General features: G+C 58.2%; 10 protein-coding genes and 1 tRNA gene. 6 read left to right on the top strand and 5 right to left on the bottom strand.

Annotation, left to right across the window (positions count from 1 at the left end; genetic code table 11):
- Positions 1–302: 302 nt before the first annotated feature.
- Complete coding sequence (locus tag HMPREF3098_RS10110) at positions 303–1,175, top strand: S1 family peptidase (RefSeq protein WP_070435026.1); 873 nt, start codon at positions 303–305, stop codon at positions 1,173–1,175.
- Positions 1,176–1,317: 142 nt separating this feature from the next.
- Positions 1,318–2,343 (top strand): LLM class flavin-dependent oxidoreductase, encoded by a 1,026-nt coding sequence (locus tag HMPREF3098_RS10105; protein ID WP_052095147.1) that lies wholly within the window; start codon positions 1,318–1,320, stop codon positions 2,341–2,343.
- Between the two features lie 19 nt (positions 2,344–2,362).
- Here the strand turns inward: HMPREF3098_RS10105 and HMPREF3098_RS10100 are convergent, their stop codons facing one another.
- Together HMPREF3098_RS10100 and HMPREF3098_RS10095 are read right to left on the bottom strand one after the other, a co-directional pair.
- On the bottom strand, positions 2,363–3,307 hold the full coding sequence (locus HMPREF3098_RS10100) for an AbrB family transcriptional regulator (RefSeq protein ID WP_246815928.1): 945 nt from the start codon (positions 3,305–3,307) through the stop codon (positions 2,363–2,365).
- A gap of 236 nt (positions 3,308–3,543) precedes the next feature.
- Positions 3,544–3,822, bottom strand: coding sequence for a DUF3618 domain-containing protein (locus HMPREF3098_RS10095; protein ID WP_035115497.1), 279 nt, complete (start codon positions 3,820–3,822; stop codon positions 3,544–3,546).
- An 88-nt stretch (positions 3,823–3,910) separates the two neighbouring features.
- On the opposite strand from HMPREF3098_RS10095, the gene bcp reads away from it, so the two are divergent.
- The 4 genes from bcp (at position 3,911) to HMPREF3098_RS10075 (ending at position 5,548) form a co-directional block, all read left to right on the top strand.
- The gene (bcp, locus tag HMPREF3098_RS10090; protein ID WP_070435025.1) at positions 3,911–4,393 is read left to right on the top strand and encodes a thioredoxin-dependent thiol peroxidase; all 483 of its coding nucleotides are present in this window, start codon (positions 3,911–3,913) and stop codon (positions 4,391–4,393) included.
- A 179-nt stretch (positions 4,394–4,572) separates the two neighbouring features.
- A tRNA-Leu gene (locus tag HMPREF3098_RS10085) sits at positions 4,573–4,654 on the top strand.
- Positions 4,655–4,703: 49 nt separating this feature from the next.
- Positions 4,704–5,147 (top strand): hypothetical protein, encoded by a 444-nt coding sequence (locus HMPREF3098_RS10080; protein ID WP_210385978.1) that lies wholly within the window; start codon positions 4,704–4,706, stop codon positions 5,145–5,147.
- Between the two features lie 44 nt (positions 5,148–5,191).
- A complete protein-coding gene (locus HMPREF3098_RS10075) occupies positions 5,192–5,548 on the top strand; it encodes a DUF3817 domain-containing protein (protein WP_035115491.1) in 357 nt (118 codons plus the stop codon).
- Positions 5,549–5,721: 173 nt separating this feature from the next.
- Here HMPREF3098_RS10075 and HMPREF3098_RS10070 read toward each other — a convergent pair whose 3' ends face one another.
- The 3 genes from HMPREF3098_RS10070 to rph all read right to left on the bottom strand — a co-directional run bounded on the left by HMPREF3098_RS10070 (position 5,722) and on the right by rph (position 8,575).
- Positions 5,722–7,023 carry an amidohydrolase gene (locus HMPREF3098_RS10070; protein WP_371440990.1) on the bottom strand — a complete coding sequence of 434 codons (1,302 nt, stop codon included), beginning with the start codon at positions 7,021–7,023 and terminating at the stop codon, positions 5,722–5,724.
- 115 nt (positions 7,024–7,138) lie between these two features.
- Entirely contained in the window at positions 7,139–7,789 is a 651-nt protein-coding gene (locus HMPREF3098_RS10065; RefSeq protein ID WP_070435024.1) for a non-canonical purine NTP pyrophosphatase, read from the bottom strand.
- A gap of 3 nt (positions 7,790–7,792) precedes the next feature.
- Complete coding sequence (gene rph, locus HMPREF3098_RS10060; RefSeq protein ID WP_070435040.1) at positions 7,793–8,575, bottom strand: ribonuclease PH; 783 nt, start codon at positions 8,573–8,575, stop codon at positions 7,793–7,795.
- Between the last annotated feature and the right edge of the window lie 82 nt (positions 8,576–8,657).

Here is an 8,657-nt window from a genome sequence, read left to right as displayed (position 1 = left end):
GGCAGGATCAACGCACTCTAAATCCGGAAGGGCCACCAATCCCAGCTCATGCTGAAGACCTAGAGTGAACCACATGTTACTGGGCAACACGCTGCACAGGAGCGAGATCACGTTGATCGCACCGCATACTCGGCATAAACCCCCTGGTCAATTGCCGAATTGCGCGCCGCATTGAACGAAAGAAACTATTTGATTATCGAGACCGTCGGCCGCCACCGTCCTTAAGTAAGACCCAACACATCTCCACCCCCTGCATTATCTACAATAGTTTTCATTTAACCGAACTATTGCCATGGAGATGAATGGTGAGCACCTTTCTACATCGAATCAATCCCCTCTGCCGTAAGAACCGCACCCACGCAAAGAACGCAGCGCTGGGCTCCATTGCCACCGCGGTGCTTTTCACGATCACGGTGGTGACAGGTTCAGCTCTACCCGAGATTCCTGCCGCTCAAGCGATTTCGAAAGGTGAAAAGGCCACTCGTCCCGATGTCGTCCAAATCCACATTTACGACAAGCCCGATGGAACCCCGCACCGCTGCACGGGCACAGCACTCAACGATCAATGGATTCTGACCGCTGCGCACTGTGTGGAGGGTGAAACCTACTCCTCCCCCGACGTTCCAGTGGATGTCCTCAAGGTGTTCTACTCCAACAACAAGGAACAACCCGGCGCGGCAACCCGGGTGGACAAGTACGTCAAGCACTCTCACGCAGACATTGCACTACTGCACGTCGCCACCGCCCACCAGCTCCACAACTACCCAACGCTCTTGGATAACCATCCGTTTGTCAAAGACCAGAAAGTGGAACTCTACGGTTACGGCAAAGGATTCCAAGACGCGCCCGTCACATGGCTGCGAAAGGCTGAACTCAAAGTGATTGGACAAGAAGATCACATCAACGCGGGACAAGTCTTCGTGATGCGCGGAGTGACCGGTGGATCGAACCACGGTGATTCCGGCGGCCCAGTGTTCGACGACAAGGGGCGAATCATGGGCGTCAATGTCATTGGGTCGCACTCCGTCTGGGCCGATCCATACGCAGAGTCCAAGGCCGTCGACGTGCAGCACTACGCCGATTGGGTACGGGAAACAACGGGTATCAAACCGGCCTCGAACCAGGCCCCCACTCGACCAGGTGCGAACCTTAGCGCGCGCCTTTCGAGCTTCTAACGGTTCACCCACCGCACCCGGGGCAACCGTTCACCCACCGCACCCGGGGCCAGGAATACTACGAACTTATAGTTGGTTATGCATACAGCACCTAAGTAAAAACACCTACTTAACGGCACCTGGGTAATAGGAGAAACCAATTATGACGAATGCATCTGCACCCTCGACCGATTCGCCGCGCGGCCGGAACCAGATTCCGCTCTCGCTCATCGATTTCGCGACGGTCTATAAGGGGGAGCGCCCCTCAGATGCATTCCGCCGTTCGGTGCAGCTGGCTCAGAACGCTGAGCGCTTAGGATACAAGCGCATTTGGTACGCCGAGCACCACAACATGAAGTCCATCGCCAGCTCCTCCCCAGCTGTCCTGATTTCCCATGTGGGCGCTCACACCAGCCACATCAACTTGGGCGCCGGCGGTGTGATGCTTCCCAATCACTCCCCGCTGGTCATCGCCGAGCAATTCGGTACCCTCGCGGAGCTCTATCCCGGTCGCATTGACCTCGGCCTGGGCCGTGCCCCCGGTACGGATCAAAGGACAGTTCAAGCCCTCCGCCGATCCCCCGGCGCTGCAGACCGTTTCCCGCAGGATGTGCAAGAACTGGCGGCGTACTTCGGTCGTGAATCTGCCATCCCTGGGGTGACGGCAGTCCCAGGCCAGGGCACAAATGTGCCCCTCTACATACTTGGCTCATCCCTGTTTGGCGCTCAGCTAGCCGCGAAACTGGGCCTACCCTACAGCTTCGCCTCGCACTTTGCACCCGCCGCGCTAGAGCAAGCTGTGGAAGTCTACCGCAGTACCTACCAGCCTTCTGCCCGCCACCCTGAGCCCTACGTGGTTGCAGCCGTCAACGTGACCGCTGCCGGCACCCAAGCCGAAGCCGAGAAACAATTTGAGGAAGTCTGCCGTAACCGCGTCCGCGTCATGGCCGGCCGTGGCCGTTCCCTCAGTGAAGAAGAACTGGATATGCTCATCGACTCCCCCGCGGGCCAGCAGATCCTGCAGATGTTGCACTACTCCGCGGTAGGCACACCGGATCAAGTAGGTGCTTACCTGGATCGTTTCGCCGAAACCGCCCGCGCGGACGAGCTGATGATTTCCTTGCAGTCCCCATCCACCGAACAATCACTGCGCTCGATGGATCTGCTGGCACAGGAATGGTTCGCTTAGAACCCACCCCAACTTCTAGTCACGATCGCGGGGGTGGGGCAGCGTGGCGTCGAGAAATAAAAGAAACAAACTGCGGCGCATAGGCTCCCACAACCAACATGGCAATCACCCGCATGACCTGGACCACCGTGACCAGTGGATCACCGCCAGATTCGTGGGCAAAAGCCAACACGGCATAAACTCCACCGGGCACGGTCGCCAAGTATGCATCCAACAGCGTATATCCCCACGCTCTCGCAATCACCCACGCGGCTGCCAGCGACGAGCCGATCATCAAAGCGATCACCCCGAAGATCACCGGCAGAGCCTGCGCAAATTGCCGCAGCGCTCCGTTGGTCAACGTGCCACCGGCCTGCACACCAATGATGGCGTACGCGGCATCCACCAGCACACCCGTCGGCGTAATAAACTCTCCCGGTACCCCCAAAAGCTTCACGGCCACCACTGAAAATGCGATTGTCAGCAGCAGGTATGGCGAGCTCACGGTGAACCACCTCGCCGTAACCTTCGTGAACGCCCACACCGTTAGACCGGCCACCACACACCCCATTAAGCCTTGCCAGCTGGTCGCCAGCCCCGCTATCACATCTTTTTTACCCGACGCCCCGCTGATCCCCGCTGACGAATCCCCGAGGCCAGAAAGCAAGCTGACGAAAGCCGGCAAAGTGAACACCACCACGGAAAGCCGCAGATACTGTGTGAGCGTGACAAAGCGGGTATCGGCATTCAGCTCCCGGGAAAGCATCACCATCGCACTGGCTCCACCCGCAAGCGTGGCGAGCAAACTGGTGGCCGGTGACTGTCGGTTCACCCGAACCAACGACCACGCGGCAAAACCACAAACGATAAACGTGACCACGAGTGACAGTGTGGTGGGAAGCGCGTAGTGAGCGATCTGGCTGGTGGGGAGAGTAGTCAGCGGTGCGCTGCACAATAAGGCGATAACGACCTGGGCTGGAGTCATGACCTTTTGGGCGGAGTGATTTGCCGATCGGCGAATATCGCATAGCAGCCGAACACCAGCAGAAAGCTGAAGATAAAAGCCGCTGGCACCCCAATGCGTTGTCCTAGTAAGGCACCCAACACGGAAACCCCGGTGAGCACACCAAGGTGCCACACCGGGGTGGATTTCGGCCTCGTCGCTTTGATCAATCCGCTGTACAACTCAATACTGCTGCACTATCCCAGCCGAAGCTGGAATTAGCGGGTGGCAGCGAGAAGACGCTGGATCTCCTTAATCTGCTTCTTCTCCTTACGCTTGGCACCAGCTGCCAGCGCGCCAATCAGGACGATGCCAGCGACCACGCCGCCAACGATCATCTGAACCTTAGGCTCCTTGGCAACGTCCATGACCTGACCGCGAGCATCGTCAGCCAGGTTCTTCGGGTCTGCGCGCACGACAAGCTCATCGAGAGTCCTAGCGAGCTGCTTGCGCGAACGCTCGATGTCGCGCTGAATTGCATCGATACTACGGGCCACGGAAATACTCCCTTGAAATGTGGTTACGTATGTTTTCAACAAACTTTTACCCGGCCATTGTAGATCATTCCCGCGTACTGTGGTTGTCATGACCACCGAAAGCACTAACGACCAGATCCGGCTATCCCCAGGCGATCCCGCCCCAGAATTCTCTTTGACCGATGACAAAGGCGAAAAAGTGAGCCTTTCCGATTTCCGCGGACGCAAGGTCATCGTCTACTTCTACCCCAAGGCTGACACCCCTGGATGCACCACCGAAGCCTGTGACTTCCGGGATAGCTTGACCGAACTCAACGATCAGAGCGTCGACGTCGTTGGCATCTCCCCCGATAGTGTGGAGGCGCTGGCGAAGTTCCGCGATAAGTACGAACTGACATTCCCACTGCTCTCCGATGCGGACAAGTCTGTAATGACTGCGTACGGGGCCTTCGGTGAGAAGAAGAACTACGGCAAAATCGTGCAAGGTGTGATCCGTTCGACCTTCGTTATCGACGAAGAAGGGATCATCCACACCGCGAAGTACAACGTCAAGGCCACCGGCCACGTTGCCCGCATCATCAAAGAGCTTTAAACAGCTGGCGACTTTGATCACCACCAGGCCTTAAGCGGCCGGCGATTTTGATCACCACAAGGCCTTAAACGGCCGGCGATTTTGATCACCACGAGGCCTTAAACGGGCGGCGATTACGCCGTAGCTAACCTAGGTGTTAATATTGCTGCGTTCATGGCTTACATCTGCCATGGACGCTAGCGCCTGTGGCGGAATTGGCAGACGCGCTGGATTTAGGTTCCAGTGTCTTATGACGTGGGAGTTCAAGTCTCCCCAGGCGCACTCATCATCGAGCTTGTTGGAATGAAGGCAGGCGTGGAGAATTCTCATTATGGCCGATACACAGCAGCCAGATAATGCCCGCGCTGAGCGCGTTATGCAGACGGGCAACCCATTCCCCCTCCGCGTTCGAATAGTCCAGATTGCCTTCCTCATCGCCGCGGTTATCGCCACTCTCTTTTTGGCTCGCTGGCAATGGGATGTGTGGCAATCCAACGGCGGCACTTTTCAAAACTTGGGGTACGCAATCCAGTGGCCGTTGTTCGGCGTATTCTTCGTGGTGGCGTACCGCAAGTACATTCACTACGAAAAGGAACGTGCCCTCGGCAACGATGAGGCCGCTGTTCCGGATGAGGTGAAGAACTCCATGACAGAGGTTCCTGATGATTTCTTCGCGCAGCGCACGGAGCCCGTTGGCGATCATTGGCAAGACACTCGTCGGCGCGATCGCCGGATAAGCGGGGCGTCGAAAAGTCAAGAAGACGCCCAAGAGTAACCCTCCCCGCAGCAAACCAACCCACCACAGGAGAATAATTCCAGATGTCTAACACCCCAGTAGTAACACCGCAGCGACAGCAAAGGGTTGCGAAGTCGCTGAAGTTTTACTCGTTCGCGGCGTTTTTCACCGGTATCTGGCTGTTGATTTTGGTTGTGGAGATGATCTTCAAGTATTTGATCATCGGCCAAGACCAGTTCCCAACTTGGCTGGCTTTCATTGGGCCCGCGCACGGTTTGGTTTTCATGGTGTACATGATCGCGTGCCTGGATTTGGGCACAAAGGCGCGCTGGGAGCCGACGAAGTGGCTCACCACTATCTTGGCTGGTGTGGTCCCGTTCTTGAGCTTCTACGTGGAAAACCGGCGCCGCAAGGAAGTAAAAGCTCAGTTCCACATCTAAAAAGCTGGCCCGGCACGAGCGCGAAACGAGCGCGAAACGACCGCGGCGCGGGGAAGCACGACGCGGGCCGGAACCGGCAGAAGCTCGGCAGAACCTCGGCAGGAGCTCGGAGCGGGCGCGTCCTAGTGCGGGCAAAGCTTGCGTGAGCTCGCCCGGTAGACTACATCTCCGGCCTAGTTGACGTGCGCTGTTTCTACTGCCACTGCGTCGATCTCCGCATCCGTCGGTGGAACCGCGCCCATCGTGGGTTTGGCCTTGTCGCGCTCTGGCCAATCGTGGGCTAGGCAGGACAAGATTCCCACTGCAGCGGCGCGCATCGACGTACGCAACGTCCCGAGGTCCGGCAGGAAACCCGGGTTGTGGTTCGTGGGGATATCGATATCCAACCGGCCCGAGTTCTCGGCCCTAGTCCACTGCGCACGAGGTGTAATACCCACAGTCCACAGCATATAGGGCGCACCGAATGCCTTCGGGATTACTGGGAAGTCCTCGGAGGCCGTCCACGGCTCCATCTCTACGGAATCTTCGCCAAATGCTTCGTCGAACGCTGGACGGATCACGTCGTAGACTTCAGCCGTGTTATCCGTGGCCCCCAAAAGACCCACGAATTTAAATTCTGGATCGCGGTCCGCCCCAGCCGCCATCGCCTCCGCACGCACAATGCGCTTGATGGCTTCTACGCACTTTTTGCGCAAGTCCTCATCGTAAAAGCGACAGCTCAACGCGATGCGAGCGGAATCGGGAATCACGTTATTGGCTTTACCCGCCTCCACCGAAGCCACCGTGATCACCGCAAACTTATTCGGTGGCACCTCACGCGAGACGATTGTCTGCAGCTTCATCACCGTCGCAGCTGCCAACACCACCGGATCCACCGAGCGGTGGGGCATTGATGCATGTGCGCCACGGCCAAACAGGGTGATCTCGATCGTCGTCGAGGATGTCATCACCGGCCCCGGCGCGGTGTACACCGTGCCCGCTGGCCCCGCCACCACGTGCTGCGCCAAACACACGTCGGGGTGCGGAATCGCCTTTGTCAGCCCGTCGGCCACCATCCCGTGGGCACCAATTGAGGCCTCTTCCGCTGGCTGGAACAACGCGACCACAGTGCCGCTCCACTTATCGCGCACCGAATCCAGCACGGCCATCGCCCCCAGCAAACTGGTGGTGTGGTGGTCGTGACCACAGGCGTGCATCGTGGGCACACGCTCACCCTGGGCATTGAGCTGCGAATGCTTCGAGGCGTAATCCACTTCCGTAGACTCCGCAACGGGCAAACCATCGAAATCCGCGCGCATTAACACTGTGGGCCCCTCGCCGTTGCGGAGCACGGCAGTAATGCCGTAGCCACCCAGGTTCGGGGTGATGTGCCAATCTGGGAACCGCTCTAATTCTTTACGGATGCGCTTGGCTGTCTGTTCCTCCGCACCGGACAACTCGGGGTGGGCGTGGAACCACTTGTATACGTCCTCCATCCATTCCAGGTCGGCGGGGGCGTTGTCGACGATTCCAGCTGGGCTACCCGATACAGTCACGGGAACTTACGCATCCTTTCTTACAGCAGTGGTGGTTGACTTCTTTTCTGCCTAATCATACTGCAGAATTCGCACTCTTTTCCGCCAGCTCCGCCAGCACCGTGACCAGTTGTGCCAGTGCTTTTCCGCGGTGAGACAACTCGTCTTTTCGCGCCGGCTCCAACTCAGCCGCGGATTTCCCTGGATGCTCCACGGGGCTAAACAGCGGATCGTATCCAAATCCGTTTTCGCCCTGCTCTTGGCGCAATACGCGCCCATCCCAGCGCCCGACTACCTCGTAGATCTCTCGCATCCCCAGTGTGTTAGCGAGTTCCTTAGGCAGCTGCAACACGCACGCCGAGACGAAGTGCGCCCCACGCCGCTCATCAGGTGTATCGGACAACTGGGCCAGCAATAGATCATTATTAGCTTGGTCATCGCCATGCCGGCCACACCACCGCGCGCTCAGCACTCCTGGCATACCGTTGAGTTCATCCACGGCCAACCCGGAATCATCGGCAATTGTTGGCAATCCGGTGTGCCGCACACCGTCGGCAGTTTTAATGTTCGCGTTATCGATGAAGGTTGCCCCGGTTTCGGGCGCCTCAGGGTATTCCTCCACCTCCGCCAAACTCACCAGCTCGATGCCGGCCACTTCTGCTGCTTCTAGCAGTCGGTTGAGCTCCGCTAGTTTCCTTTTATTTCTCGACGCCACCAGGACCCGCACGACCTATACCTCCCCTTGGGCCAAAGCGTGTTTCTGGGCTTCGATCAACTGGCGCAGTCCGCCTTCGGCAAGATCCAGCATGGCATTGAGTTCCGCGCGGTCGAACTCCGCATGCTCCCCCGTGCCTTGGATCTCCACAAAACGCCCCTGCTCCGTCATGACCACGTTCATGTCCACGTCCGCGCGCGAATCTTCCTCGTAGGGCAAGTCCAGGCAAGCAACACCATCGATAATGCCCACGCTGACGGCAGCCACCGGTGGCAACAGTGGTTCCCCGGGAACTACTCCCTGTTCCTGCAAAACCTTCAACGCATCGGCCAGGGCTACGTAGGCGCCGGTAATCGCAGCTGTGCGCGTACCACCATCAGCCTGCAGCACATCACAGTCGATGGCAATCGTGTTCTCCCCCAGTTGCGTGAGGTCCACCGCCGCGCGTAGCGCGCGTCCGACCAGACGGGAGATCTCATGAGTCCGCCCCTTGACCTTACCCTTCATGGATTCGCGCGGCATGCGCTCGTGCGTAGAGGATGGCAACATTGCGTATTCCGCGGTCAACCAGCCCTCCCCGGAATCGCGCTTAAATCGGGGCACCCCAATTTCCACACTGGCCGTGCACATCACGCGGGTGTTACCGAATTCCACCAGTACACTGCCTGCTGGGTTCGTAGTGAATCCGCGAGTGATGCGTACTGGGCGCATTTCATCGACTGCACGGCCATCGGCACGCTTGAAATCCGCGGGCGAAGCCGTTGTTGATTCGGAGTTGTTTCCTACTGGATTAGTCATGGTTGCCAGCATACGTTCCGCTCGCGACATCCCCAGCGCTCAGGTCATGCCCGACGCTCACGTCATCCCCGGCACTCAAGTC

The organism is Corynebacterium sp. HMSC28B08 (assembly GCF_001806865.1).
In the GTDB taxonomy this organism is placed as follows: domain Bacteria; phylum Actinomycetota; class Actinomycetes; order Mycobacteriales; family Mycobacteriaceae; genus Corynebacterium; species Corynebacterium auriscanis.
This window is presented reverse-complemented; position numbering and strand designations above follow the sequence as displayed.